Origin of the sequence: Limobrevibacterium gyesilva, assembly GCF_025989185.1 — a bacterium.
Taxonomy (GTDB): domain Bacteria; phylum Pseudomonadota; class Alphaproteobacteria; order Acetobacterales; family Acetobacteraceae; genus Limobrevibacterium; species Limobrevibacterium gyesilva.
Map to the genome: position 1 here is coordinate 1 of NZ_JAPDNT010000043.1, position 24,996 is coordinate 24,996.

Genomic DNA, 24,996 nt, shown 5'->3' on the forward strand with positions numbered 1-24,996 from the left:
CGTCCGGGCCGTGGGCGGCGAGCGCGCGGCCGCAGACGGGACCCGCGATGACGCGGGTGAGGTCGAGCGCGCGCAGGCCGGAGAGCGGGCGGGCGCCGGGCGGGCCGAGCGGAACCGGCGGGGCGTCGCCGATGCGCTCGATGGACAGCGCCGGCAGGGCGGCGACGGCCTGGCCCTGGGGATGCGCATCCCACTCGGCGAAGCTGCGCAGGCAGGTGACGGCCAGGCCGGCCTCGGCGGCGGCGGTCTCGAACGCCTCGGCCTGCCAGCGGGCCAGCGCGGCGGTCACGGCGGCGCGGTCATGCGCGCAGTCCAGCAGGCGCAGCATGCCGTCGCGGTGGTGCGGGAAGTTGGTGTGCAGCCGCACCCAGCGTCCGTCGCCGCAGCGATAGGTGCCGGCGATGCGGTCCCACGGGTCGGGGGGCACGGCGCCGTCGATGCGCAGATGGCGCTCGCTGCGGAACTCGGCGGCGGCGTGGCGCATGTCCACGCCGACCTGCTGGGTGCCACCGGTGCGGCGGCGCCAGATCTCGGCGGCGGCCAGGGCGGCGGCGGCGATCGAGGCCTGGGCGGCGGTGCCGACGCGGAAGGAGGAGGGCAGCACCGGGTCGGCGCCGGTGAGGCTCGGCGCGCCGGGGGCGAGGTCCGGCAGGCCGGACAGGCGCCAGAGCTGGGTGAGCGTGCTGCTGGATATGTCCATGTCCGGCCTCCCGGGCTGGGCGCCCGCCTCAGGTCAGCGTGGCGCGGCGGTATTGCGGCACCAGATCCAGCTGCGCGCCCAGTTGCCGGGCGGCGCGCAGCGGCCAGGCGGGGTCGGCCAGCAGGGCGCGGGCAACGAAGACGAGGTCCGCGCGGTTGTTGGCGACGATCTCGTCGGCGTGCTCGGGGGCGGTGATCATGCCGACGGCGCCGGTGGCGATGCCGGCACGCTGGCGCACGGCGTCGGCGAACGGCACCTGGTAGCCGGGGTGGATGGACGGGATCTTCGGCCCGGACAGGGCGACGCCGCCCGAGGAGCAGTCGATCAGGTCGACCTTGCCGGTGGCCTTCAGGCGCCTGGCGATCTCCACCGTGTCGTCGATGGTCAGGCCGCCTTCCATCCAGTCCACCGAAGACAGGCGCACGAACAGCGGCAGGTCGTCCGGCCATTCGCTGCGCACGGCGTCCAGCACTTCCATCAGCAGGCGCGCGCGGCCATCGAGGTCGCCGCCATAGGCGTCGTTGCGCTTGTTGGAGATGGGCGAGAGGAAGGAATGGATGAGGTAGCCGTGGGCGCCATGGATCTCGATGATCTTGATGCCGGCCTCGCGCGCCATGCGGGTGCTGGCGGCGAACTGTTCGGTGATCCCGGCGATCTCGGCGACGGACAGCGCATGCGGCGCGGTGTGGCTGTCGCCGAACGGCTCGGCGGTGGGGCCGACCGGGACCCAGCCGCCATCGGCGAGGGCGAGGCCCTTGCCGCCGAGCCAGGGCACGTTGGAACTGGCCTTGCGGCCGGCATGGGCGATCTGCAGGCCCGGAACGGCGCCGCCATAGGTGATGATCGCGGCCAGGCGCTGGATCATCGCCTGGTGCTCGGGCGTGTACAGGCCGAGGCAGCCCGGGGTGATGCGGCCGATGGCGGAGACGTGGCAGGCCTCGGTGAACACGATGCCGGCGCCGCCCATGGCGCGGGCGCCGAGATGCTGGACATGCCAGTCGTCGGCCAGCCCATCCTTGGCGCTGTACTGGCACATCGGCCCGACGGTGATGCGGTTGCGCGCGGTGACGGAGCGGAAGGTGATGGGCTGGAACAGCTTGGGCGAGGACATCGAGGGGGCCTGTCTTTCCGAGGGCGTTGCATGCCGGTTAGAGCGAACGGCGCGCGATGGCAAGGCGGAGCCCGGCCTGCGGGCGTCGCCGGCGCCCGTTTGACGACGGACATAGCTGCCGCCTAGCGTCCGCGCACGGTTGGGTGAGGAGATGAAGATGCGTCTGAAGGGCAAGGTGGCCGTGGTCACCGGGGCGGGCGGCGGGTTCGGCGAAGGGATCGCGCGGCTGTATGCGCAGGAAGGCGCCAAGGTGGTGGTCGCCGACCTGAACGCGGACGCGGCGGGCCGCGTGGCCGGCGAGATCGGCGGCGTGGCGGTGCATGGCGACGTCAGCAAGGGCGCGGACGTGCAGGCCATGGTCGATGCCGCGGTGACGCGGTTCGGCGGGCTGGACATCGTGGTGAACAACGCCGGCACCACGCATCGCAACCGCCCGATGCTGGAAGTGGACGAGGCGACGTTCGATCGCGTGTACGCGGTCAACGTGAAGTCGCTGTACTGGATGGCGCAGGCCGCGATCCCCGTGTTCCGCAGCCAGGGCCGTGGCGGCTCGATCATCAATATCGGCAGCACCGCGGGCATCCGGCCGCGCCCCGGGCTGGTCTGGTACAACGGCACCAAGGGCGCGGTGAACACCATGACCCATTGCATGGCCATCGAGCTGGCGCCGGAGAACATCCGGGTGAACTCGGTCTGCCCGGTGATCGGCGCCACCGGCCTGCTGGAGGAGTTCATGGGCCAGGCCGACAACCCGGAGATCCGGCAGAAATTCGTCGGCTCGATCCCGCTGGGGCGGATGAGCACGCCGGCCGACATCGCCAATGCCTGCCTGTGGCTGGCCGAGGATTCGTCGTCGTTCATCACCGGGATCCTGCTGCCGGTGGATGGCGGGCGCACCGCGTGACCGGCGCGAAAGGCGGCCGATGAACATCCTCTCGATCCAGTCCTGGGTCGCCTATGGCCATGTGGGCAACGCCAGCGCCGCCTTCCCGCTGCAACGGCTGGGGGCGGAGGTGTGGGCGGTGAACACCGTCCAGTTCTCCAACCACACCGGCTATGGCCACTGGACCGGGGACGTATTCACCGGCGCCCAGATCGCCCGCGTGATCGACGGCATCGCGGCGCGCGGGGCGCTGGGGCGCTGCGATGCCGTGCTGTCCGGCTACATGGGCGACGCCGGCATCGGCGAGGCGATCCTGGACGCGGTGCGCCGGGTGAAGGCGGCCAACCCGGCGGCGCTGTATTGCTGCGATCCCGTGATCGGCGACGACGACACCCAGGTCTATGTGCGGCCCGGCATCCCCGAGCTGATGCGCGACCAGGCGCTGGCGGCGGCAGACATCGCCACGCCGAACCTGTTCGAGCTGCGGCTGCTGACCGGGCTGCCCTGCGACACGCTGCACGGCGTGAAGGCCGCGATCGCGAAGCTGCAGGCGCTGGGGCCGCGCACGGTGATGGTGACCAGCGTGCGCACCGAGGATACGCCGGCCGACGCCATGGACATGATCGCCGGCGAAGGCGGGGCCTTCCATCGCCTGCGCACCCCGCTGCTCGATCTCAGCGTGAACGGGGCGGGCGACGCGATCGCGGCCCTGTTCCTGTTCCACCGGCTGCGCACCGGCAGTGCCGCGGTGGCGCTGGGCGAGGCCGGCAGCGCCGTCCATGGCCTGCTGCGGCGGACCGCCGAGGCGGGATCGCGGGAGATCCTGACCGTGGCGGCGCAGGAGGAGTTCGTGCATCCGTCGCACCGCTTCGAGGCCGCCCCCTGCTGACTCCGCCTGCCTGATCTTGTGCAGGCCCCGACTTTGCCCTTTTGCTGCCGCAGAGATGTGGCACCGTAAGCTGCATGAGATTGTTGCGGGTCTACGGCCGCGTCATCGGCACGCTTGGGCGCGACCTGCGTATCGCCATTCTGTTGACCGTGGCCAACCTGGTGGTGGCCGGACTGCAGTTCGTCGACCCGGTGCTGTTCGGCCGCGTCATCGAGATGCTGTCGCATTCCGACACGACGCCGCCGGACGCGCTGTGGACGCAGGCGGTGCAGCTGCTGGGGCTGTGGGCGGCGGTGGGCGTGGCGGGCATCGTCGCCAACATCGCCGCCGCCCTGCAGGCCGAGCGCCTGGCGCACCGCAACCGGCTGATGGCGATGCGCCGCTTCTACGAGCATGTGCTGTGGCTGCCGCTGTCCTTTCATGGCGTCGCGCATTCCGGGCGGCTGATGAAGATCATGCTGTCCGGCGCCGACGCGATGTTCTGGCTGTGGCTGTCCTTCTTCCGCGACCAGCTCTCCACTTTCGTCGCCACCCTGGTGCTGCTGCCGCTGACGATGTTCCTGAACTGGCGGCTGGCGGTGTCGCTGATGGTGCTGGTGGTGCTGTTCTGCGTGCTGACGGCGCTGGTGATCCGCCATACCGAAGCCGGGCAGCAGCGGGCGCAGCATTGGCAGATGGCGCTGGCCGGCACCGCGCAGGACGCGCTGGCCAACGTGACCGTGGTGCAGTCCTTCACCCGGCTGGCCGCCGAGACGCGGCTGTTCGGCGAGATCATGGACAAGGTGATCGCGAACCAGTTCCCGGTGCTGAACTGGTGGGCGCTGGTGAACGTGATGACGCGCGCGGCCAGCACCATCGCGGTGATCTCGATCGTGGTGATCGGCACCGTTCTGCATGTGCGGGGCCAGGCGAGCGTGGGCGAGATCGTCAGCTTCATGGGGCTGGCCATGCTGCTGATCGGGCGGCTGGACGGCGCGATGTCGTTCGCCGCGCGGCTGTTCATGGAAGTTCCCGGGCTCGAGGAATTCTTCAAGGTGCTGGATACGACGAGCTCGGTGCCCGAGAAGCCCAATGCGGTGGCGCTGGTCCCCGGCCCGGGCGAGGTGGTGTTCGAGGACGTGGGCTTCGCCTATCCCGGCGGGCCGCCGGTGCTGCAGGGCGTGTCGTTCACGGCCCGGCCCGGCACGACGGTGGCGCTGGTCGGGCGCACCGGCGCGGGCAAGTCGACCGTGATGGCGCTGCTGCAACGGATGTGGGACCCGACCGAGGGGCGCATCCTGATCGACGGGCAGGATTTGCGCGACGTGACGCTGGAAAGCCTGCGGCGCGGCATCGGCGTGGTGTTCCAGGAGGCGATGCTGCTGAACCGGACGATCCGCGAGAACCTGCTGATCGGCAAGCCCGACGCCACCGAGGCCGAGCTGGACCGCGCCACCCGGATGGCCGATGCGCACGAGTTCATCATCCGCCAGCCGCTGGGCTACGACACCGTGGTGGGTGAACGCGGGACCACGCTGTCGGGCGGGCAGCGCCAGCGCCTGGCGATCGCGCGGGCCCTGTTGAAGGACCCGCCGATCCTGATCCTGGACGAGGCCACCAGCGCGCTGGACGCGGCCACCGAGGCGCGGGTGAGCCGGGCGCTGAAGACGCTGATGTCCGGGCGCACCACCTTCATCATCGCGCATCGCCTGTCCACCGTGCGCGACGCCGACGAGATACTGGTCTTCGACGCCGGGCAGATCGTGGAGCAGGGCAGCTTCGAGGCGCTGCTGCAACGCCACGACCGCTTTGCCGAGCTGGTGGCCACGCAGCTGGCGCCGGTGCCGGCGGAATAGCGCGGCCATACAAAAGATTGTGCGCCGCACGCCAAGTTTTTGCGTCGCCGTGCCGGCCGGGCGCATGATCCCGGTTTGTGGGCCGGATCCGGTGGTACGGACTGATGTGCCGCAGGATGCTGCCCACCGACAGGGGGACATGTGCCATGACCGTCGCTGCGATTCTGAAGCACAAGGGCCATGACATCGCGTCCGTCAATCCGGACGCCACCGTGGGCGAGCTTGCGGGCATACTTTCAAACCGGCGCATCGGCGCGGTGGTCGTGCACGACGCCGCGGACCAGTTGATGGGCATCATCAGCGAACGCGACATCGTGCACGCGCTGGCGGCCCATGGCGCGCGGGCGTTGCAGATGACGGCGGGCCAGTTGATGACGCGCGAGGTGCGGACGGTGACGCCGCGGACCACGGTGACCGAAGCCATGACGATGATGACCGAAGGCCGGTTCCGGCACCTGCCGGTGCTGGAGCATGGCGCGCTGATCGGCATCGTCAGCATCGGCGACGTGGTGAAGGCCAGGATCATGCAGCAGGAATACGAGGTGGACAGCCTGAAGGCCTACGTGTCCGGGGCTGCCTGACCGATATCCGCCGCTCCCGCGCGGGGAGGGGCCGGGCGGCTATTCCTGCCAGATCGGCTTGCCGAGGTTGACATCCTTCGGGTCGGTGGCGCTGCCGACGACGGCGCCGGCCGTGGCGCCGATCAGCGCGCCGGCGGCGGCGCCGACCGGGCCGCCGAGCAGGCCGATGGTCGCACCCGTGGCGGCCCCGGTGCCGGCGCCGGTGGTGGTGCGGTCGAAATTGCTGGTGCCGCAGCCGGCCAGCAGGGCCAGCGCGGCTGCGGCGGTCAGGCGGATCAACTGGGGCATCGGCGGCATCCTTGTTCTGCGCGGACGGGCCAGTGCGCCTGTCCGGTTCGGGCCACGACTCACGGGGACCGGCAGCGTCGATTGCGGATCACTCTGGCGATCGGGCACGATTCGCGTCCAACGGCGCGTGCGATGGCGCGGCAGGGGTTCCGTTCCGGCCGCGCGCTGCTACGCTGGCGCATCGAGCCTGCGCGGAGGGATGCCTTGGAGCCCGACATCGTCGCCTATTCGCCGATCCTGCACCGGCCGAAGCTCACCTGGCCGAACGGCGCGCGCGTGGCGCTGTGGGTGTGCCCGAATATCGAGCACTACGAGTGGCTGCCGAAGTTCCAGCGCACCCGCGACCCGTGGCCGCGCAGCCCGCATCCGGACGTGCTCGGCTATTCCATCCGCGACTACGGCAACCGCGTCGGGCTGTGGCGGCTGTTCGAGGCGACCGATGCGCTCGGCCTGCGCTGCACCGTCAGCCTGTCGATGGCGGTGCTCCAGCACTACCCGCAGATCCTGGAGGCGATGGAGCAGCGGCGCTGGGAGCTGATGTCGCACGGCATCTACAACACCCGCTACCACTGGGACTTCACCGAGGCGGAGGAGCGCGCGGCGATGCTGGAATGCCGCGAGATCCATCGCCGGCTGACCGGGCGGGAGCAGCGCGGCTGGTTCAGCCCGGCCATCACCAACACGCTGCGCACCTTCGACCTCGCCGCCGAGACCGGCTACGACTATTGCTGCGACCTGTACCACGACGATCAGCCGTTCCCGGTGCGCACCCGCACCGGCAGCCTGATCACCGTGCCCTATTCCGTCGAGCTGAACGACGTGATCGCCTGGCGGCGCGGCGACGAGATCGACGCTTTCGCCCAGCAGATCCGCGACCATTTCGACACGGTCTATGCGGAGGGGGCCGAGCAGGGGCGGGTGATGTGCATCGCCCTGCACCCGTTCTGGGTCGGCCAGCCGCACCGCATCCGCGGGTTCCGCAAGGTGATGGAATACATCCTGGCGCATCCCGGCGTGTGGTGCGCGACCGCGGCGGAGATCGCCGACCATTACCGGGCGCAGCACCTGCCGGCGGTCGAGGCGCATCTGCGGGCGCGGGAGGTGGCGCATGGCTGACCCCGCGAAGCAGCCGCCGGTGGGCGAGGTGCGCGCGCCCAGCATGGACCATGCCTTGTATCCGTACCGCACGCTGGCGCAGGGCCCGCGCTTCGCCTGGCCGGGCGGGGCGCGCATCGCCTTCACGGTGACGCTGATGCTGGACTACTGGGAAGTGGCGCCGCCGCCGGAGGCGAGCCGCGACCCGCGGGTGGTCTCGCCGCTGGGCAATTTCTTCCCGGACTGGCTGACCTGGAGCCAGCGCGAATACGGCAACCGCGTGGGCATATTCCGGGTGCTGGAGGCGCTGGACCGGTTTGGCGTGGTGCCGAGCGTGGCGCTCGGCGTCGAGGCGGCGCGGCGCTACCCGGAACTGGTGGACGAATGCGCACGGCGCGGGGCGGCGTTCATGGCGCACGGCACCCACGCCACGCGCCGCATCACCAGCCGCATGAGCGCTGCCGACGAGCAGGCATTCATCGCCGCGAGCCGTGCCGCGGTTCAGGCCAGCGTGGGCCGCGCGCCCACCGGCTGGTGCGGGCAGGACTTCAACGAGAGCCCGCGCACGCCTGCGCTGCTGGCCGAGGCGGGGTTTTCCTATGTCGCGGACTGGAGCAACGACGACCGGCCCTATCTGATCGGACCCGGCCCGGTCGTATCGTTGCCGGTGCAGTCGGAATGGAACGATCTCGAATGCATGTGGCTGCGGCGGGTTTCGCCCCGGGTCTGGGCGGACGGCATCGCCGAAGGGTTCGCGGTGCTGCACGGCGAGGGCGGGGCGGCGTTCAACCTGACGCTGCACCCGTGGATCGCCGGGCAGGCGCACCGCGTCCGCTATCTGGCGGACGCGCTCAGCCGCGTGCTGGGGCGGGGCGGCGTGTGGCAGGCCACCACCGATGCGGTGGCACAGGCGGCGCGGGTGCAGCTATAAGGGTGAAACGAATCGCGAAACGGAAAGCGAATCACAGGGAGACAGACGATGGCATCGCCGCTTCCGATGAAAACGCCGGGCTGGGTGCAGGAATTCCAGGCCTTCGTGATGCGCGGCAATGTCGTGGACCTCGCCGTCGGCATCATCATCGGCGCGGCGTTCACCGCGATCGTCGGCAGCTTGGTGAAGGATCTGTTCAACCCGTTGATCGGCCTGCTGCTGGGCGGCATCGACTTCAGCAACATCTTCATCACGCTGAAAGGCCCGTCGGCGCCGACGCTGGACGCCGCGCGGGCGGCCGGCGCGGTGACGCTGAATGTCGGGCTGTTCCTCAATGCCGTCATCCAGTTCCTCATCGTCGCCTTCGCCGTGTTCTGGGTGGTGAAGGCGCTGAACGCCTTGCAGCGCCGGAAGGCGGAAGCGCCGGCCGCGCCGCCGCCGCCGCCGCGCACCGAAGTGCTGCTGGCAGAGATCCGCGACCTGCTTGCGCAGAAATAGAAGCTGTACCATCACGCCGGCCATGAAACCCACCGACGCTCCATCCGGCCTCACGCGCGACCTGCTGCTGGCCGGCCATCTGCCGGCGATGATCGCCCAGGCCAATCCGGACATGCGGCTGACGACCGACGCCGAGCGCACCGCGTCGCTGCGCGCCATCCTGCAGGCGCGGCCGGAGCATGGCGACGGGCTGTGGGTGTTCGCCTATGGCAGCCTGATCTGGAATCCCGCCATCCATATCGCCGGGCGGCGCATGGCGCGGGCGGTGGGCTGGCACCGGTCGTTCTGCCTGTCCACCAAGGCCGGGCGCGGCACCCCGGACAATCCGGGCGTGATGCTGGGCCTGCGCCAGGGCGGCGACTGCGTGGGCGCGGTGCTGCGCGTGGCCGAGGACGGGCTGGAGCACGAGCTCGACCTGCTGTGGCGGCGGGAGATGGTGGCCGACGGCTACATTCCGCTCTGGGTGCCGGTGGAGGACCAGGCGGGCGAAAAGCTGGGGCAGGCGATCGCCTTCACCATCAATCCGGCCGTGCCGTCCTATTGCGGCGACCTGGCGGAGGACGAGGTGGTCCGGCGGCTGGCCACGGCGCGCGGCGGGCTGGGGACGGCGGCCGAGTATCTGTTCCGCACGCGTGACGGGTTGCGCGGCATGGGCATTCGCGACCCGTTGGTGGAGCGGCTGGCCAATCAGGTAACAGTTGCGTTGGCCCCTGGGGATTAGCCAGATCCTGCTATAGTCGCCGGACAACGCATGGGGGGTCGGCGATGCGGCGGTTCGGTCTGGCGGCGGTGTTGCTCGGTCTTGTTCTCGCGGTGGCGCCGCTGGCCGCAGGCCGGTCCTGGGCCGAGGATTTCGAGCTGCCGGGCGTCGCGTCGGACATGCGGGCCTATGAGACGGCGCTGACCCGGCGCTATCCCGCGGGCGGCACGCCGCAGGCACGCAGCGCCGCCGAGCAGCGGGCCGCGGCGGCATTGCAGAAAAAGGACTGGGGCGCGGCGGTCATCGCGTTGGAGCAACGCGTCGCGCTGGGCGAGGCGACCGCGCAGCAGTGGCAGGACCTCGCCACCGCGTTCATGCGCCGCACCCCGCCAGATGCGCAGAAGGCGCTGCTGGCGGCCTGGCACAGCTTCCAGGATGCGCCGTCCGGCGAGGGCGAGATCCCCGCGTTGCTGGTGATGGGCGAGGCGCTGCACGCGCTGGGCCGGGACGCGCAGATGGTCCAGGCGCTGGAAGCGGTGGTGGAGCGGGCGCCGGACGACGCCGGCTACAAGCGCATGCTGGCCGAGGCGCAGCGCGTTGCCGGCCTCATGGTGCGGCGGGTGCGCATCGAGGGCGAGGCCGATCCGCCGCGCGCCTGCGTCGCGTTCACCGTGGCGCCGAGCCGCAGCAGCGATTTCGTGCCGCAGGACTGGGTGCGGCTGGAGCCGGCGGTGCCGGGGGCGGCGGTGACGCGCGAGGGCGACCAGCTCTGCGTCTCCGGCCTGCCGTCGGGGGCGACCACGCGCGTGGTGCTGCGCGCCGGGCTGCCGGGCGAGCAGGGTGTGGCGCTGGGGCGCGACACGCCGCTGAATCTGGCCATCCCGAATCGCAAGCCGCGCATCGTGTTCGACACGCGGCTGTTCGTGCTGCCGCGCGGGCAGGCGCCGGCGGTGACGCTGAGCACCACCAACCTGTCCAGCGTGGCGCTGAAGCTGGTGCGGCTGACCGAGCGCAACGTCGCCGCCTTGCTGCGCGACGCGAAGCTGGGCGAGCCGATGGAGACCTGGAGCGCCGGCTATCTCGCCGACCAGGCCGGCCGGGTGGTGTGGGAAGGCAAGGCCGACATCCCGAAATGGGAGGCGAACAAGCCGGCACGCACGGCGCTGCCGTTCCCGGATGCGCTGAAGACCGCGGGGCCCGGCGTGTACCTGCTGTCGGCGCAGCCGGGCGACGGCATTTCCAGCAGCGCCGCCGGGGCGGTGCAGGTGATCCTGAGCACCGACCTCGCACCCACGGTGTGGCGCGGCAGCGACGGGCTGACGGTGCAGATGCGCGGCTATTCCGACGCCAAGCCGCGCGCCGGCGTGCGGTTGGCGCTGGTGGCGCGCAACAACGACATCCTCGGCGAGGCCACCACCGATGCGACCGGCGTCGGCCGGTTCCCCGCACCGCTGCTGCGCGGCGAGGGACCGCTGGCCCCCGATGCGCTGCACGCGTTCGGGGCGGACGAGGATTTCGCGGCCCTCGATCTCAACGCCGCGGCGTTCGACCTGTCGGATCGCGGGGTGGACGGGATGCCGCATCCCGGACCGCTCGATGCCTATGTCTGGCTCGACCGCGGCATCTACCGGCCCGGCGAAACCGTGCAGGTGATGGCGCTGCTGCGCGACGCCGCCGGGCTGCCGGCCGACATTCCCGCGGAACTGCGGGTGAAGCGGCCGAACGGGCAGACCTTCCTCAAGACGGTGCCGGCGCGGGCGGCCGAGGCGTCGATCCATGTGCCGGTGACGCTGTCGGCGGGCGCCGCCGCCGGGACCTGGGTGGTGGAGGTGCGCGCCGATCCCGCGGGCGCGCCGATCGGGCGGGCGGAATTCCGCGTCGATGCGTTCGTGCCGGACCGCATGGCGGTGGAGCTGGGCCAGGGGCCGGCGGCGATCGTGCCGGGAACCCCGTCCACGCTGCCGGTGACGGCGCGGTTCCTGTACGGCGCGCCGGCGGCGGGGCTGTCGGGCAAGGCGGCGCTGCGGCTGGTGGTCGATCCGCAGCCCTTCCCGGCGCTGGCCGGCTACCGGATCGGGCTGGCCGGGGAGGCCTATGCGCCCGAAGCCATCGACCTCGATCTGCCGGACACGGATGCGCAGGGCCAGACCACGCTGAAGCTGGCGCTGCCGCGGGCGCCCGATACCACGCAGGCGCTGAAGGCCGAGATCGAGGTGGACGTGAACGACCCGTCGGGCCATGCCTCGCGGGCCGCGACCAGCATTCCCGTGCGCGGCGCCAACCCGCTGATCGGGGTGAAGCCGCTGTTCGCCGAGAACGCGGTGGATGCGGGGGCGGAGGCGGCGTTCGACATCGTCGCGGTGCAGCCGGACGGGGCGCGCATGGCGCTGCCGGCGCGGCTGCGCCTGGTGCGGGAACGGCCGGACTGGCGCATCGTCATGCGCGGCAGCCTCGCCCGTTACGAGACGGTGTGGAAGGACGAGCCGCTGGAGACGCAGGACGTGGCGATCCCCGCCGACGCGCCCTTGCATTTCGCCAAGCGGCTGGATTTCGGCCGCTATCGGCTGGAGGTTTCGCAAGCGGGCGGCATGGCGGCGACGTCGTACCGGTTCCGCTCGGGCTGGGCGGGGTCGGACAGCCCGGATGTGCCCGATCGGGTGGACGTGTCCGCCGACCGGCGGGCCGTGCCGGTCGGGGAACGGGTGAAGATCCACATCGCGCCGCCCTTCGCCGGCGAAGCGACGCTGGTGGTGCTGTCCGACCGGGTGCTGTCGCTGCGCACGCTGACGGTGCCGGAAGCCGGGGCGGACGTGGACGTGCCGGTGGAGGCGAGCTGGGGGCCGGGTGCCTATGTCGGCGTGCATGTGTTCCGCGCGGGCGACAACGCCAACCGGCCCGGGCGGGCGATCGGGCTGACCTGGGTGGGGGTGGACCCCGCCGCCCGGACGCTGGCGATGGCGATCGCGGCGCCGGAGCGGACCACGCCGCGGCTGCGCACCGATGTCGCCGTGACGGCCGCGCCGGGCGCCTGGGTGACGCTGGCGGTGGTGGACGAGGGCATCCTGCGGCTGACCCGCTTCGCCTCGCCCGATCCGGCGCCGCATTTCCTCGGCCGCCGGCGGCTGGGGCTGGATATCCGCGACGACTGGGGGCGGCTGATCGCGCCGGCCGAGGGCGAGGCGACATTGCTGCGCCAGGGCGGCGACGAGGGCAGCTTCGTGCTGCCGGACATTCCCCAGCGCACGGTGACGCTGTTCACCCCGCCGGTGCAGGCCGGGGCCGACGGGCGGGCGGTGATCCCGGTCGATCTGCCCGATTTCAACGGGCAGGTGCGGCTGATGGCGGTGGGCTGGCAGGGCAGCCGCGTCGGCGCCGCGTCCATGGACGTGACGGTGCGCGATCCGCTGATCGCCGAGCCGCTGCTGCCGCGCTTCCTGGCACCGGGCGACGAGACGCGGCTGTCGGTGCTGCTGCACAACCTCGATCTGCCCGCCGGCGAGGCGGCCGTCGTGGTCAGCGTTGAGGGGCCGCTGGAACTGGGCGGGCCGGACCGGCTGGCGGCCAACCTGGCGCCGGGGGCGCAGGCGATTCCCGTCACCACGCTGCGCGCGACCGGGGCGGGGCGGGGCGTGATCCGTCTGGACGTGACCGGGCCGGGCGGGTTCCGCGTGCAGCGCGAGGCCGCGATCACCGTGCGGCCGGCGCGCGGGCCGATGTCGCTGGTGGCGGCGGCCGAGTTGCAGCCGGGGGCCGAGGTGAAGCTGGTTCCGGCCGCCGACCGCTTCGTGGCCGGCACCTGGCGGGCGATGGCGAGCTTTGGCGCGCCGGTGCGCTTCGATGCGGCGGCGGTGGTGCAGGCGCTGGCGGAGTATCCGCTGTCCTGCGTCGAGCAATCCGCCAGCCGCGGCTTGCCGCTGGCGCTGCTGCCGGACGGGCCGCTGGCAGGCGAGCAGCGGGCGGCACGGCTGCAAACAGCGGTGGCGTCGGTGCTGGACCGTCAGCGCTACGACGGCGGCTTCGCGCTGTGGACGGCCAATGGCGAGGCCGAGTCGTGGCTGTCCGCCTACGCCATGGAGTTCCTGCTGCGCGCCAAGGCGGCGGGGGCGGCGGTGCCGGAGCAGGCGCTGGCTGATGGGTTGAAGTTCCTCGCCGATGCCGCCGAGAGCGATGCGGAGGGACCGGAGAACCGGGCGGCCCAGGCCTACCGGCTGTACGTGCTGGCCATGGCCGGGCAGGGACGGCCGGGGGCGGCGCGGGTGCTGGCCGAGCACATCGACCAGCTGCCGACGCCGCTGGCCAAGGCGCAGCTCGGCGCGGCGCTCGCCCTGGCGCATGACCGGCCGCGCGCCGAGGCGGCCTTCGCGGCGGCGCTGGCGGCGCCGGCGCGGCGCTGGTGGCACGTCGATTACGGCACCGCGCTGCGCGACCAGGCGGCGATGGCGGTGCTGCTGAAGGAAAGCGGGCTGCTGCAGGACCGGCTGGCCCGGCTGGTGGCGGCGCTGCCGGGGGCGGACCTGTCGCCGGCGACGCTGAGCACCCAGGAGCAGGCCTGGACCGCCGCCGCGGCCGCGGTGCTGGGACGCGACGGGCGGCCGGTGAAGGTAGCTGTCGATGGCACGGAGAGGACGGGCACGCCGGGGCTGACGCTGGCGCTGGCGGGACCGGCCACCGCACGCAATCTCGGCCAGCAGGCGGTGTGGCAGTCCGTGTCCGTGACCGGGGTGCCGGCGCAGGCGCCGGCGGCGTCGCGGGCGGGGATGCGGGTGAGCCGGCGCTTCTTCAACCTCGACGGCAGCACGCTCGACCTGGACAAGCTGCGGCAGAACACCGTGTTCGTGATGCTGCTGGAGGGCAAGGCGGAGGACGGGCAGGACCACCGCGCCATGCTGCTGCAGGGATTGCCGGCCGGCTGGGAGATCGCCGGGCGGATGGGCAGCGGTGCGGTCGCGGGCATGAAATGGCTGGGCGAGCTGAGCGAAACCGAAGCGCAGCCGGCCGCCGATGACCGCTTCGCCGCGGTGCTGGCGCTGACCGCCGACAAGGCCGATTTCCGCGTGGCGGTGCGGGTGCGGGCGGTGACGCCGGGGAGTTACGAAATCCCGGGGGCGGAGCTGTCGGACATGTACCGCCCGGCGATCTACGCCCGCCAGGCGGCCAACCGGATCAGCGTGCTGGCGCCGGAGTGATGGCAGCCAAGGCCCGGGCACGGCTGCTGGCCCTGGCCGCCTCCGCCGCTTCCCTGGTTGCGGCCGCGGCGGTGCTGGATCGGGCCTTTCCCCCGGACCTTTCGCGCCTGGAGACCGTGGGCACCGAAGTGGTCGATCGCTCCGGCCGCACGCTGGCGCTGTTGCCGGCGCCGGGGGGCGTGTGGCGGTTCCGGACCGCGGCGGACGACGTGGCGCCGGTGCTGGTGGAGACGCTGGTGGCCACCGAGGATCGGCATTTCTGGTGGCATCCCGGGGTCAACCCGCTGGCCTTGGCGCGGGCGGCGCTGCAGGACCTGTCGGCCGGGCGGATCGTCTCGGGCGGGTCCACCCTGACCATGCAGGCGGCCCGGCTGCTGGAGCCGCGGCCGCGGACCATGCGGTCGAAGCTGATCGAGGTCGTCCGGGCGCTGCAGCTGGAGCGGCGCTTCTCGAAGCGGGAGATCCTGGGGATCTGGCTGACGCTGGCGCCCTATGGCGGCAATCTCGAGGGGGCGCGGGCGGGGGCGATGGCCTGGTTCGGGGTGTCGCCGCGGCTGCTGGACCCGGCGCAGGCGGCGCTGCTGGTGGCAATTCCCCGCCGGCCCGAGGCGTTGCGGCCGGACCGGCACGCCGAGCGGGCGCGGGTGCTGCGCGACCGCATCCTGCACGCCGACGGCGGCGCGATGCCGGCGCAGCGGCTGCGGCTGCCGCGGCATGCCGGGCAGGCCCTGTCCGGGCTGTTGGCGGGGCGGGTGCCGGCGTCGCGAGTCGCGACCACGCTCGATCTGCCGTTGCAGGCGGCGCTGGAACGGCTGGCGGCGGAGCGGATGCAGGCCCTGCCGGAGCGGGCGGCGCTGGCGCTGCTGGTCGCCGAGCCGTCCGGCGACATCCGGGCGCTGGCCACGGGCGGGAGGATTTCGCTGGACCTGACGCGGGCGGTGCGCTCGCCGGGGTCGGCGCTGAAGCCGTTCATCTATGCCATGGCGTTCCAGGACGGAATCGCCGGGCCGGAGACGCGGCTCGATGACCTGCCGCGGCGGTTCGGGGGCTACGCGCCGGAGAATTTCGACCGCGGCTTTGCCGGCCCGGTGACCGCGGCCGAGGCGTTGCGGCGGTCGCTGAACCTGCCAGCGGTGGCGTTGCTGGACCGGGTGGGACCGTTGCGCTTCCTGGCGACGCTGCGCACTGCGGGGGTGACGCTGCGGCTGCCGGCGGGCGCCGACCCGTCTTTGCCGCTGGCGCTGGGCGGGGCGGGGGTGACGCTGCGCCAGGCCGTGGGGCTGTACGCGGCGCTGGCCGGCGACGGCAGCGTGCCCGCGCTGCGGCTGCGCGACGATGACCTGGTGGCGCGGCAGCCCTTCCTGCCGCCGCGCATCGCCGCCATGGTCGCCGACGTGCTGACGCAGCCGTTCCCGGATGGCGGGCGCGCGGGGGTGGCGTGGAAGACCGGCACGAGCTGGGGCGGGCGCGATGCCTGGGCCCTGGGGTTCGACCGTGGCTTCGTGGCCGCGGCCTGGGTGGGGCGGCCGAACGGCACGCCGCTGCCGGGCGCCACCGGCCGGGCGCTGGCGCTGCCGCTGCTGGCGCGGATGTTCGACCTGTTGCCGCCCGCGCCGCGGGTGGCGGCGCCGGCCCCGGCCCTGGCCGATGCCGCGCGGGTGGCGACAGCGCGGCCGGCGGATGGGCTGCGGCTGCTGTTCCCGCCGGCCGGCGCGGTGCTGAGCAATGATGGCCCGGTGGTGGTACGGGCGATGGGCGGGCGGCGGCCGCTGACTTTCATGGTGGACGGAGCCCCGTTGCCGCACGACCCGGCCCGGCGCGAGGTCGCCTGGCTGCCGCCGGCGCCGGGGTTCTACCGGGTGACCATCCTGGATGCGGACGGTGCGGCCGCGCACGCCGCCGTGCGGGTCAGATAGCCGGGCTTGAGAACAGCCGGGTGTCCCACCAGACCGGACGATGGAGCCCGTGGGTGATCCGTGGGAACTCCGGGTGTTCGGGGTTGATCAGGAAATTGTGCTCCATCCGGGCGACGACGCTCGGGACGATGAGCAGCACCGACCGCTTTTCCTGCTGCCATGCTTCGCCGAATTTCTTCGACGCGGTGCAGGCCGGATCGGCCCAGCCGGGCATGTCGGCGGGGTCCAGCATCTCGTAGGAAAGGCCGTTGGGGATGGTGATCTCGATGAAATGCTGGTTGGGGGGCAGGCTGCCGCTGCCGTGGACCAGTTTCTCGAGCATGGCCGTGGCGTAGCGCTCGGCGGCGTAGATCATCGGGCTCGCCGGCGTGTTCCAGCGGCCCGGGTAGAGCGTCGAACCGGTTGCGTCGAAGATCGGGTGGGCGCCGTTCGGGTCGCCGATGCGATAGGCGGTGAGGACGCGGTCGAGCGTCTGGGCCGTCAAGCCGCGGAGCCGTATTTGAGCCTGCCGAGAATCCCTTCCACGAGCGGGCGCCCGAATTCGTTCGCCAGGACCACGTCCACGGGGCAGCGCCCGTCGAGCAACGGGTGCGGGCGGAACAGGAAGGCCCGTGCCGCCTCGTCCGTGCCCCAGACATCGCGGGCGAGGGCCCAGACTTCCGCGAGCCGGGCGACCTTCGCGCCCTCGTCCGGCGACAGCCGCGACGGCTCGGCCTGGCCGGCCGCGCCCTTGCGCCGCCGCGCGAGCGTCGCCCGCGGGATGAGGCGGAAGATGAACGCGCTGTCCTGTGGTGCGAAATGCCGGACCACCCTGTCGAGCGCCGACAACGGCAATCCCTTGTCGACCTCCGTGACCAGCGTCAGAAGCGACATGGGTTCGTGATTTCGCGGCCCGATGCCCAGAACCTCGGCAACCCCTGCGCCGCTTGCCATCAGGACCTCCTCTCAACTGAGACGAAATATAGTCTCAGTTGAGAGGGCGGCAAGCCGGACGCAGCGCAGGGTTGCCGGATCAGGCGTCAGCGATAAGGCTGCTGGTAGGTGGGCTGCTGGTAGTACTGCTGCTGCTGCGGGTAGGGCTGCTGCTGGTAGGTGGGCTGGGACTGCTGCGGCGTGGTGACGGCGCCGCCGACGGCGCCGAGGGCGCCGCCGATCAGGGCGCCGGTCGCGGCCCCACGGCCGCCGCCGGCGACGGCGCCGATGGCGGCACCGGTGCCGGCGCCGAGCAGGCCACCGCCGACGGCGCGCTGGCCGGGGTCATACGGGTTCGAGCAGGCCGCCAGGCCGAGCGTGATCGCCATGGCCGCGAGGCCGGTTCGCAGAACGTGTCGCATGATTGGGGATTCCTGTTTCGGCGCGTGCGGTTACTGCGAGGTGATGGCGCCGACGGCCGCGCCGCCGGCTGCACCCAGCGCCGTGCCCAGCAGGACCGGGCCGCCCACGATCGCGGTCAGGGCCGCGCCGCCGGCGGCACCGATGGCGCCGCCCGAAAGGGTGCGCTGCTGCGTGCGGTTCATGCCCGAGCAGGCCGCGAGCGAACCGGCGCAGAGGACGAGGATAAGGCCGCGCTTGAGAGCGGTCATGAGGCGTTCCTTTCGTAAGGCGGGCAATACTCGGTCCCGTCCAGTAAGCATACCGAAGTGAACCCAGGGCCAGAAGGCCGGCATCTGGAACAGCAGGTGCCCGATCGGCACATGCACGACAATCGTGCTGAAGGTTCACTGGATGGGCATGCGTGCATATTCGTATTCGTTACCGTGATCATCTCGGCGCCGATCATATGAGGCAGGGATCGTGGCGATATATTGACCCTCTGTTCACATGGCCGTGAGCGGCCGGCAACGCAAGCGGAAGGCGGGTTATTCGCCCGACAGTTCCCGCCGCCGGCGTTCGAGCTCTTCGCTGTAGCGCCGCAGCGCATATTGCTCGGTCAGCGCACCGATCACGCGGCGACTCTCCGCGCCGTCGACCACGGCCAGCGCGTCGGCTTCCGCCTCCTCGAACGCCGCCACCGCTTCCTTGATGGTCATCTGCGGCAGCAGCACGTCGTTTTCATAGTGCAGCAGGTCGGTGAGGCTCTCGGCCTTGCTGTCGGTGGCATGGGCCTCGGCCACCAGCACGATGCCGGCGTAGCGGTTGGCCTCGTCCACCACCACGACACGGTTGGTCGCACCCAGCGGCACGTCGCGGCGGAAGGCGGCCAGCGTGGTGTCGGCGCGCACCGTCCGCACCTCGCGCCGCATCATGCGGCCGACCGTGAGGTTGCGCATCCAGCCGATATCGACGGCGCTGCGGATGGCCTCGCCGCGCAGGTGGAAGCGCCAGGTGGCGAAGGAGTAGCCGAAGGTGCGGCGCACGGTGAGCGCCGAGATCACGCTGGCCGCGACCACGGCCACGGTCAGCGGCAGGCTGCCGGTGGTTTCCAGCGCCAGGAAGACCATGGTGAGCGGCCCGCCGACGATGGCCACCGCCATGGCGCTCATGCCCACCAGCGCGCAGACCACGGGGGGGATCGCCTGCACGACGGTGATCGAGGCCAGGGCGGCGGCGAACAGCTTGCCGAGCAGCGCGCCCAGGAACAGCGAGGCGAAGAACAGCCCGCCGCGAAACCCGGACCCCACCGAGACCGCCGAGGCCGTCGCCTTCAGCACCATCAGCAGGGCGATGTGGCTCAGCGTATAGGGCGCGTCGAGCCCGACCTGGAGGGCGGCGTGGCCGGAGGAGAGCACCTGCGGCGATACCAGCGCGAGGATGGCCACCACGAGTCCGCCGGCCGCCGGGCGCGCCCAGGCCGGCACCTTGCTGCGGCGGAACAGCGTCTCGGTCAGCGTCACGCCGCGCATGATGGCGATGCCGACGAGCGCGCAGACGACGCCCAAGGCGAGGATGGGCAGGTAGTTCACCGGCTCGATGGCGGTGGGGACCCGGATGTCGAAGCCGTATTCGTCGGGGATCAGCACCCGCACGACCGAGACGGCGGTGATGGAGGCCACCACCACGGGGGCGAGGGTCGCCAGGGAGTAGGTGCCGATCACCAGCTCGAACGCATAGAACGCGCCGGTCAGCGGACCGTTGAAGGCGGCGCCGATGGCGCCCGCCGCGCCGCAGCCCACCAGCAGGCGCAAATCGTTGCGGCGGACCCGGAACATGCGGCCGAGGCGGCTGGCCAGGGCGGCGCCGAGCTGGGTGTAGCCGGCCTCGAGCCCGACCGAGGCGCCGGCGCTGTTGGACAGCATGGTCTGGCCGACCACGATCAGGCTGTCGTTCAGCGACATGCGGCCGCCATACAGGGCGTTGGCCTCGATCGCGTCGACCGCCTGGCGCGGCCGCCAGCGCGCCACGGCGAGATTGACCAGGCCGACCAGCGTGCCGCCGATGACCAGTGCCGTCAGCACCCGCACGGCGGAGATCTCGACCTGGCCGCTGAGCCGCTCGTTCGGGCCGAGGTCGAACAGCACGCGGTGGATTGCCTGCGTGACCGTGGTCATGGCGGTCACGCCCAGGCCGGCGGCGAGGCCGACGAAGGCGGCGAGCACGACCAGCCAGAGCTCGTCGGCGCGAACCAGCGCGCGCAGCGTGTGCGGCGCGTGCAGGACGATCTCGCCGAGGGGGCGGCGGTGGCGCAGCGGCGCGTCGCGGGTGACGGTGTCGGCGGTCTTGCGGCCGAACAGCCCCCGCCGCCGCGCGGCCGAATCGCCCGCGTTGCGCGAAAAGCCGGGAAAGCTGAAGCCGGAGAAACTGGCCATGCCGACCGATTGCAACCCATCGCCGTCGAAGAGGCGGTCGCCGCTTCGGCCGCAAACTATTCAGACGTTAACGAGCTTCATTGATGGGCTGTTTCACTGGCCCGATCAATCGGCAGTATCACATAGTCGCCTTAAGTTTGCGTAACGACTCTTTGACGTTGCAGATTTGTCAGCCCAGGCCCCGTTCGCGCCTGGTGGCGTCCAGATCGTCGGCAGCAAATGCGCGCACGACATCCACCAGCGGCTCATGGCGCGCGAAGCCGAGGGCCGGCGCACGCACCGGGCGGAAGCCGGGTGGCCAGCCGCCGACGATGGCGGCGATGGCGGGGTCGGCGACGCGGCGGACCAGAGCGGCGGCGCCGGGCTTCACCTGTTCCAGCGCCGTCAGGATCTCGCCGACGGTGACGCTGAGCCCGGGCGGGGTGAGGCTGCGGTCGAGCCCCATCGGCGCCGTGTCCATGGCGGCGGCATGCAGCAGCCATTCGGTGGCGCGGCGCGGACTCGCGACCCAGACCGCGAAAGCGTCGGGCACCGGCAGCTCGGTTTCCAGGCCCAGCAGCGGCTCGCGCACGATCGCGGAGAAGAAGCTGCTGGCGGCCTTGTTGGGCCGGCCGGGCCGGACGATGATGGTGGGCAGGCGCAGGCTGACGGCATCCATGAAGCCGCGGCGCGAGGCGTCGGCGAGCAGCATTTCCGCCGCCGCCTTCTGGGTGCCGTAGCTGTTCGCGGGCACCTGGCGGGCGTCGTCGTCCAGCAGCGCGCCCTGGCCGCCGGAGAAACTGGCGACACTGCTGGTGAACACCACGCGCGGCGGCCTGGCGAGGCGGCGGCAGGCGTCGATCACTGCGTCGGTGCCGTGCAGGTTCACCCGCCGTCCCAGATCGTAATCCGCCTCGGCGGCGGCGCTGACCACGGCGGCGAGGTGAAAGACGACGTCGGTGCCTTCGGGAATCGCTGCGGCCGGAAGCGCTGCGATGTCGCCGCCGAGCGTGGCGACGGGGAACGGCGCCGAGGGGGCCGGCGGGGCGGCGAGGTCGAACAGGGTGAGCGACGTGACGGGTGTGCCGCCGAGCGTGCCGTCCGCGGCCAGCCGGGACGCGACCTTGCGCCCCAGGAATCCGCCGCCGCCCAGGATCGATATGCGCATCCGCCTGTCTCCATGCCGGTGTGGTTTCCGATAAGCATAGGCCCGGCGGCGAGGGAAGGGGGCGGGGTTTCCTTTGCGGGCGATTGCGCCATGCTGGCAACATCGGGAGGAGTCGTGGCGTGACCCAGACTGGCGGTTGGAGCGAGCTGCTGCGCGGCGGCCATGTGGCGCGCGGCGCGGTGGTGGGCGGCGGCATGATGATGCACGCCGTCAACGTGTTCATCGTCGTGACGATCCTGCCGTCGGTCGTCGCCGAAATCGGCGGGCTCGATTACTTCGCCTGGAACACGACTCTGTACGTGGTCGCCTCGGTGCTGGGCGGGGCCGGCTGCGCGCGGCTGCTGTCGCGGATGGGCGCGCGCAACCTGTACCGGGTGGCGCTGGGGGCGTTCGCGCTGGGCTCGGCGGTGTGCGCGCTGGCGCCGTCCATGCCGGTGCTGCTGGCGGGGCGGCTGGTGCAGGGGCTCGGGGCCGGGACGCTGTCGGCGCTGTCGTTCACCATGGTGCGGGCGCTGTTCCCTGAGCGGCTATGGGCGCCGGCGATCTCGATCGTCTCGGCGGCCTGGGGCGTGGCCACGCTGTCCGGGCCGGCGGTGGGCGGCATCTTCGCGGAGTATGGCGCGTGGCGGATGGCGTTCTGGTCGGTGTTCGCGCTGGCGCCGCTGCTGCTGCTGCTGGTGGAAGTGGCGCTGCCGCGGGGCCTGGCGCGGCCGCCGGTGCCGCGCACGCGGATGGCGTTCGTGAACCTCGCAGTGCTGGCCGGCAGCGTGCTGGCAGTGTCGGTGGGCAGCACCTCGCCGCTGCCGGTCTGGAACGTGGCGGGGGTGGCGGCGGGGCTGGGGCTGTTCGCGCTGTTCATGCGGCTGGAAAAAGGCGGGCGACGGCTGCTGCCGGGCGGGGCGTGCAATCCGGCGACCCCGCTGGGGGCCGCCTACGCGGTGATGCTGATGCTGATCATCGGCATCACCACCGAGATCTTCGTGCCGTATTTCCTGCAGAAGCTGCACGGGCTGGCGCCGCTGCATGCCGGCTACCTGTCGGCGCTGATGTCGGCGGGCTGGACCATCGGCTCGGTGAGCGGGTCGGGCCTGCGGCCGCCGCAGGCGCGGCTGGTGATGCAGGCGGGGCCGCTGGTGATGGCGGCGAGCCTGGCCGGCCTGTGCGTGCTGATGCCGCATGGCGCGATGGTGCCGGCGCTGCAGGTGGGGGTGATCGGCGCGTTGCTGCTGGGAATGGGCCTGGGCATCGGCGTGTGCTGGCCGCATCTGGGGGCGCGGATCTTCGCCTTCGCCGCCGAAGGGGAGAAGGACCTGGCGGCGGCGTCCATGACCATGGTGATCATGGTGTCGAACGCCGCGGGTTCGGCGCTGGGCGGGATGGTGACCAACCTCGCCGGCCTGACCGTGCCGGGCGGCGCGGCCGGGGCGCAGGCGGCGGCGGCGTGGCTGTTCGGCGCCTACGCGCTGTCGCCGCTGCTGGCCTTCGCGGCGGTGCGGCGGCTGCTGGCGTTCCAGCCGGCGAAAGCATGACGTTTTCGGCAGGGTGACGGTTGCGGCGCGGCGCCGGCCGGCACAGTCTGCGGGCATGCTGAAGCCATATCCTTTCCAGTTGTTCCCCAACCCCCGCGCCGGGACGCCCGGCACGGTGATCCTGCCGGAGTCCGGCTTTCGTCGCGCCAAGGCGGAGATCACGTCCTGGCCCGGCTATGCGCCGACGCCGCTGCGCGACCTGCCGGAACTGGCGCGCGCGGCCGGCGTGGCGGCGCTGCGCATCAAGGACGAGGCCGGGCGGTTCGGCCTGGGCAGCTTCAAGGCGCTGGGCGGGGCCTATGCCGTCGCGCAACTGCTGGCGGCCGAGCTGGCGCGGCGGGGTGTCGCGGCGAATGCGAGCTCCGCCGACCTGGTGAGCGGGCGCTACGGCGCGGCGACGCGGCAGATCACCGTGACCTGTGCGACCGACGGCAACCATGGCCGCTCGGTCGCCTGGGGGGCCCAGCGCTTCGGCTGCGCCTGCGTGATCTTCGTGCACGCCACGGTCAGCCAGGCGCGGGTGGACGCGATCGCGCGCTATGGCGCCGAGGTGCAGCGTGTGCCCGGCAACTACGACGACGCGGTGCGCGAGGCCGCACGGGTGGCGGCGGCGCAGGGCTGGTTCGTCGTCTCCGACACGTCGTGGGAGGGATACACCACCGTGCCGGTGGATGTGATGCAGGGCTACCGGGTGATGGCCGACGAGGCGGTGCAGCAGTGGGCCGGCGACGCCCCCACGCATGTGTTCGTCCAGGGCGGCGTGGGCGGCGTGGCGGCGGCGGTGTCGGCGCATATGCGGACGCACTGCACGCCGGCGCCGGAGCTGATCGTGGCCGAGCCGGAGCAGGCGGCCTGCCTGCTGGCCAGCGCCGAACTGGGTGAGCCGACCTCGGTTCCCGGCGATCTCGACACGCTGATGGCGGGGCTTGCCTGCGGCGAGCCGAGCCTGCTGGCGTGGCAGGAGCTGGAGCGCGGCGCGGCGGCGTTCATGGCGGTGCCGGACGCGGCGGCGGTGGACTGCATGCGCCTGCTGGCGGCGCAAGGGATGGTGGCCGGGGAGTCCGGGGTGGCGGGGCTCGCGGCGCTGCTGCTGGCGGCGGCCGATCCGGCGGCGCGCGAGGCGCTGGGGCTCGCGGCCGACAGCCGGGTGCTGCTGTTCAGCACCGAAGGCGCCACCGACCCCGAGCTGTACCGGCAACTGGTGGGGTAGGGGCGTGCCCTCTCCCGTTCTCTACGGCGCCACCTACAGCGTGTACACGCGCATTGTCCGGCTGGCGCTGGCGGAGAAGGGGGTGGCGTACCGGCTGGAGGAGGTCGATGTGTTCGCCCCGGGCGGGCCGCCGCCGGCGCATCTGCGGCGCCATCCGTTCGGGCGCATTCCCGCCTTCGAGCATGGCGAGGTGGCACTGTACGAAGCGGGGGCGATCGCGCGCTATGTCGACGAGGCATTCGCCGGGCCGCCCTTGCAGCCGGACGACGCCGCCGGGCGGGCGCGGATGGCGCAGATCATGTCGCTGCTGGACGCCTATACTTTCCGGCCGATGGTTTACGGCCTGTATGTCGAGCTGATCGACCGGCCGGCGCGGGGGCAGGCCACGGACCGCGCCGTGGTGGCGCAGGCGTTGCCGCAGACCGAGCGGTGTTTGGCGGCGCTGGCCGACTTGATGGGCGCGGCGCCGTTCCTGGCGGGGCCGCGGCTGACGCTGGCGGACACGCATGCCGCCCCGATGTTCGCGCTGCTGCGCTGGCCGGCGCCAGGGGCGGCGCTGCTGGCGCGGTTTGCGCCGCTGCTGGCCTGGTGGCGGGCGATGGCGGCGCGGCCGGCGATGATCGCGACGCGGTTTCCCGGCGAGCCCGCCGAAGGATGCGATTCATGATCGGGCGGCTGGTGCCGGTGCTGGCGCTGGGGGTGCTGCTCGCGGCGGCGCCGCTGCACGCGCAGGACGTGGGCGGCGCGCAGG

At 72.2% G+C, this 24,996-nt stretch carries 22 protein-coding genes; 13 read left to right on the forward strand and 9 right to left on the reverse strand.

The window, feature by feature from the left end; genetic code table 11:
- Both OL599_RS24000 and OL599_RS24005 read right to left on the reverse strand, forming a co-directional pair.
- Positions 1-700, reverse strand: a 700-nt coding sequence (locus OL599_RS24000) for a CoA transferase (protein WP_264716576.1), incomplete at its 3' end; no start/stop codon positions are given.
- Between the two features lie 28 nt (positions 701-728).
- Complete coding sequence (locus OL599_RS24005; RefSeq protein WP_264716577.1) at positions 729-1,811, reverse strand: NADH:flavin oxidoreductase/NADH oxidase; 1,083 nt, start codon at positions 1,809-1,811, stop codon at positions 729-731.
- A gap of 157 nt (positions 1,812-1,968) precedes the next feature.
- On the opposite strand from OL599_RS24005, the gene OL599_RS24010 reads away from it, so the two are divergent.
- From OL599_RS24010 to OL599_RS24025, 4 genes are all read left to right on the forward strand, one after another.
- Entirely contained in the window at positions 1,969-2,715 is a 747-nt protein-coding gene (locus OL599_RS24010) for a glucose 1-dehydrogenase (RefSeq protein WP_264716578.1), read from the forward strand.
- A 19-nt stretch (positions 2,716-2,734) separates the two neighbouring features.
- On the forward strand, positions 2,735-3,583 hold the full coding sequence (gene pdxY / locus OL599_RS24015) for a pyridoxal kinase PdxY (RefSeq protein ID WP_264716580.1): 849 nt from the start codon (positions 2,735-2,737) through the stop codon (positions 3,581-3,583).
- A gap of 74 nt (positions 3,584-3,657) precedes the next feature.
- Positions 3,658-5,418 (forward strand): glucan ABC transporter ATP-binding protein/ permease, encoded by a 1,761-nt coding sequence (locus OL599_RS24020; protein ID WP_264716581.1) that lies wholly within the window; start codon positions 3,658-3,660, stop codon positions 5,416-5,418.
- 146 nt (positions 5,419-5,564) lie between these two features.
- On the forward strand, positions 5,565-5,999 hold the full coding sequence (locus OL599_RS24025; RefSeq protein WP_264716582.1) for a CBS domain-containing protein: 435 nt from the start codon (positions 5,565-5,567) through the stop codon (positions 5,997-5,999).
- A gap of 39 nt (positions 6,000-6,038) precedes the next feature.
- Here the strand turns inward: OL599_RS24025 and OL599_RS24030 are convergent, their stop codons facing one another.
- Complete coding sequence (locus OL599_RS24030; RefSeq protein WP_264716583.1) at positions 6,039-6,287, reverse strand: glycine zipper domain-containing protein; 249 nt, start codon at positions 6,285-6,287, stop codon at positions 6,039-6,041.
- A 132-nt stretch (positions 6,288-6,419) separates the two neighbouring features.
- Here OL599_RS24030 and OL599_RS24035 point away from each other — a divergent pair, with 132 nt between their 5' ends.
- The 6 genes from OL599_RS24035 to pbpC are packed head-to-tail and all read left to right on the forward strand — an operon-like array spanning position 6,420 to position 16,613.
- Complete coding sequence (locus OL599_RS24035; protein ID WP_264716584.1) at positions 6,420-7,403, forward strand: polysaccharide deacetylase family protein; 984 nt, start codon at positions 6,420-6,422, stop codon at positions 7,401-7,403.
- Positions 7,396-8,313: a polysaccharide deacetylase family protein gene (locus OL599_RS24040; protein WP_264716585.1), complete on the forward strand. Its 918-nt coding sequence runs from the start codon at positions 7,396-7,398 to the stop codon at positions 8,311-8,313. The genes OL599_RS24035 and OL599_RS24040 overlap by 8 nt, the downstream gene beginning before the upstream one ends.
- A gap of 48 nt (positions 8,314-8,361) precedes the next feature.
- On the forward strand, positions 8,362-8,811 hold the full coding sequence (mscL, locus tag OL599_RS24045; RefSeq protein WP_264716586.1) for a large conductance mechanosensitive channel protein MscL: 450 nt from the start codon (positions 8,362-8,364) through the stop codon (positions 8,809-8,811).
- Positions 8,812-8,833: 22 nt separating this feature from the next.
- Positions 8,834-9,532: a gamma-glutamylcyclotransferase gene (locus OL599_RS24050; RefSeq protein WP_264716587.1), complete on the forward strand. Its 699-nt coding sequence runs from the start codon at positions 8,834-8,836 to the stop codon at positions 9,530-9,532.
- A 44-nt stretch (positions 9,533-9,576) separates the two neighbouring features.
- Positions 9,577-14,697 carry an alpha-2-macroglobulin family protein gene (locus OL599_RS24055; protein WP_264716588.1) on the forward strand — a complete coding sequence of 1,707 codons (5,121 nt, stop codon included), beginning with the start codon at positions 9,577-9,579 and terminating at the stop codon, positions 14,695-14,697.
- On the forward strand, positions 14,697-16,613 hold the full coding sequence (pbpC, locus tag OL599_RS24060; RefSeq protein WP_264716589.1) for a penicillin-binding protein 1C: 1,917 nt from the start codon (positions 14,697-14,699) through the stop codon (positions 16,611-16,613). Before OL599_RS24055 ends, pbpC begins: the two co-directional genes overlap by 1 nt.
- On the opposite strand, the gene OL599_RS24065 is transcribed toward pbpC, so the two are convergent.
- The 6 genes from OL599_RS24065 to OL599_RS24090 form a co-directional block, all read right to left on the reverse strand.
- The gene (locus tag OL599_RS24065; RefSeq protein WP_264716591.1) at positions 16,606-17,097 is read right to left on the reverse strand and encodes an RES family NAD+ phosphorylase; all 492 of its coding nucleotides are present in this window, start codon (positions 17,095-17,097) and stop codon (positions 16,606-16,608) included. The two genes, pbpC and OL599_RS24065, sit on opposite strands and share 8 nt — an antisense overlap.
- Complete coding sequence (locus OL599_RS24070; RefSeq protein WP_264716592.1) at positions 17,094-17,546, reverse strand: antitoxin Xre/MbcA/ParS toxin-binding domain-containing protein; 453 nt, start codon at positions 17,544-17,546, stop codon at positions 17,094-17,096. Before OL599_RS24070 ends, OL599_RS24065 begins: the two co-directional genes overlap by 4 nt.
- An 86-nt stretch (positions 17,547-17,632) precedes the next feature.
- On the reverse strand, positions 17,633-17,947 hold the full coding sequence (locus OL599_RS24075) for a cell envelope biogenesis protein OmpA (RefSeq protein ID WP_264716593.1): 315 nt from the start codon (positions 17,945-17,947) through the stop codon (positions 17,633-17,635).
- 30 nt (positions 17,948-17,977) lie between these two features.
- Positions 17,978-18,196, reverse strand: coding sequence for a hypothetical protein (locus tag OL599_RS24080; RefSeq protein WP_264716599.1), 219 nt, complete (start codon positions 18,194-18,196; stop codon positions 17,978-17,980).
- 276 nt (positions 18,197-18,472) lie between these two features.
- A complete protein-coding gene (locus tag OL599_RS24085; RefSeq protein ID WP_264716594.1) occupies positions 18,473-20,359 on the reverse strand; it encodes a chloride channel protein in 1,887 nt (628 codons plus the stop codon).
- Positions 20,360-20,528: 169 nt separating this feature from the next.
- On the reverse strand, positions 20,529-21,506 hold the full coding sequence (locus OL599_RS24090; protein WP_264716595.1) for an NAD-dependent epimerase/dehydratase family protein: 978 nt from the start codon (positions 21,504-21,506) through the stop codon (positions 20,529-20,531).
- A gap of 119 nt (positions 21,507-21,625) precedes the next feature.
- Between OL599_RS24090 and OL599_RS24095 the strand changes: the two genes are divergently transcribed.
- The 3 genes from OL599_RS24095 to OL599_RS26100 are packed head-to-tail and all read left to right on the forward strand — an operon-like array spanning position 21,626 to position 24,912.
- Complete coding sequence (locus OL599_RS24095) at positions 21,626-23,035, forward strand: MFS transporter (protein WP_264716596.1); 1,410 nt, start codon at positions 21,626-21,628, stop codon at positions 23,033-23,035.
- Positions 23,036-23,090: 55 nt separating this feature from the next.
- Positions 23,091-24,245: a diaminopropionate ammonia-lyase gene (locus OL599_RS24100; RefSeq protein ID WP_264716597.1), complete on the forward strand. Its 1,155-nt coding sequence runs from the start codon at positions 23,091-23,093 to the stop codon at positions 24,243-24,245.
- 4 nt (positions 24,246-24,249) lie between these two features.
- Positions 24,250-24,912: a glutathione S-transferase family protein gene (locus OL599_RS26100; protein ID WP_264716598.1), complete on the forward strand. Its 663-nt coding sequence runs from the start codon at positions 24,250-24,252 to the stop codon at positions 24,910-24,912.
- Positions 24,913-24,996: the final 84 nt, after the last annotated feature.